The organism is Streptomyces silaceus (assembly GCF_001419745.1).
Classification (GTDB): Bacteria; Actinomycetota; Actinomycetes; order Streptomycetales; family Streptomycetaceae; genus Streptomyces; species Streptomyces silaceus.
This window is the reverse complement of sequence record NZ_LIRJ01000300.1, coordinates 1-1,834: the sequence shown is the minus strand read 5'-3', so window position 1 is coordinate 1,834 and position 1,834 is coordinate 1. Positions and strand designations below refer to the sequence as shown.

The following is a 1,834-nucleotide window of genomic DNA, read 5'->3' as shown; positions in this document are numbered from 1 at the left end:
GCCCCACCGGACGCGGTGCCCCCGACGCCCTCACCGACGCACACCCCTCGCAGGAGCAGGACGTGACAACAGCCCACGAGAACCCGGCCGTCGCCGAGCCGGCCAAGCCCGTCACCGGCTGGAGCGGCACCCCGGACTACTTCACCATCCGCGAGTACACGACGTTCGAGCCGCGGGCCGTCGTGGACGTGCTCCACGGCAGGGTCGCGGGCGCCATGTTCCGCGGCATGCTCGCCCCGGAGACCTGCCGGACCGTCGCCGAACGGTTCTGGGACAGCCCGCACCGCAGGACCCGCGGCGTCGAGGCCCCCGGCTACTTCCTGGGCGCGTACCACTACCACAAGACGACCCGGGCCTATCTGAGGGAGTCCGCCGAGATGGCCGAGGCCCTCTCCGCGGTCGTCGACGTCCCCGACAACCCGCTGCGGCGCTTCTACGGGGGACTGGCCGACGCCCTCGCCCCCGACGGCGTCGACGTACGCCTGGCCCGGCACGACGGCGCCGAGGCCTGCCGGGGCCTGCTGCGCTCCTGGCACGGACAGGGCGAGTACGCCCTCGCCCCGCACGACGACCGCTCGCAGTGCACCGAGCCGCAGCAGGCGGACTTCGAGATCCAGCGGGTCGCCGACCGCCATGTGGTGGCCTTGAACATGTGCCTGGAGAACGGCAGCGGCGGCCGCCTCGCCTACTGGAACATCCAGCCGGACGAGGACAGCAAGCGGCGCCTGGGACTCCACTACACCGGTTCCCCCTACCCGCTGGAGTCCCTCGACGGCATCGAGATGAAGTGGCTCGACGTCGACCCCGGTGACGTGTACGTCTTCAACGGCGCCCATGTGCACGCCGTGGAGCCCAACACCGACCCGGAGCTGCGGCGCACCACCCTCGCCGGCATCTTCGGCTTCGCCGACGACACGACCGTGGTCTCGTGGACATGAGTACGCCGCCGCTCTTCCCGCGCTGGCTGCTCCGCAAGCCGTCCGAGGACGCCGTCGCCCGCGTCTTCTGCTTCCCCTACTCCGGCGTCGGCGCCTCGATGTTCAATCAGTGGCCGCAGACGTTCGACGGGGTCGAGGTCTGCCCGATCCAGCTGCCCGCCCGCGAGAACCGCATCCGCGACGCCCACTTCGGCACGTACGAGCAACTGGCGGCCGACGTGGTCGAGGCCCTGCTGCCCTACCTGGACCGCCCGTTCGCCTTCTTCGGCCACTGCGCGGGGTCCCTGCCGGCCTTCGAGACGGCACGGCGCCTCGCGGACCTCGGACTGCCCACACCCCGGCGCCTCGTGGTGTCCGCGCAGGTCGCGCCGCACCACTGCCCCAACGACCGGTTCCTGGACATGGACGACGCCGCGCTGGGCGCCGAGCTCGCCGAGATCACCGTCGCCCGGGGCGGCGAACCCCACCCCCTGCTCATCGAGCTGACCCTCCAGGTGCTGCACCAGGACCTCGCCGCCAACCGCGTCTACACCCGGCAGGAGCCGGTGCGGCTGCCGTCGCCGGTCACCGTGCTCCAGTGGTCCGACGACCGCGAGATCACCCCCGAGCAGATGGAGGGGTGGCGGCACTACGCCGACGACGTGCGGTTCACCGAACTGGAGGGCGGGCACTACGCGTTCCTCTCCGCGCCGCCCGCGCTGCTGTCCCTGCTCGGGGACCTCGCCGCGCCGACTCCCCTAGGAGGCCCTTGATGGCGGACACGATCGTCTCCGTATTCGAGAGCGTCGCCCGCGCGCACCCGGACCGGGTCGCCGTGAGCGCGGCGGACGCCGAGCTGACGTACGCCCGGCTGGACGCGCGCGCCAACCAGGTGGCCCACCACCTGCGGGCCGCCG

The 1,834-nt window shown here is 72.4% G+C and carries 2 protein-coding genes; both read left to right on the top strand.

Translation table 11 applies throughout. The features are described 5' to 3' along the window. Nucleotides 1-938 (top strand): hypothetical protein (locus AOK22_RS26115; protein WP_341845608.1); only part of this gene is annotated, 938 nt, incomplete at its 5' end. Then, nucleotides 935-1,690, top strand: a complete 756-nt coding sequence (locus AOK22_RS26110) for a thioesterase II family protein (RefSeq protein ID WP_055701163.1) — start codon at nt 935-937, stop codon at nt 1,688-1,690. The genes AOK22_RS26115 and AOK22_RS26110, both read left to right, overlap by 4 nt. The last annotated feature ends 144 nt before the right edge of the window (nt 1,691-1,834 follow it).

Coding starts and splice junctions, on each gene's coding strand:
- AOK22_RS26110 (WP_055701163.1), top strand. CDS start 935: ATGAGTACGCCGCCGCTCTTCCCGCGCTGGCTGCTCCGCAAGCCGTCC.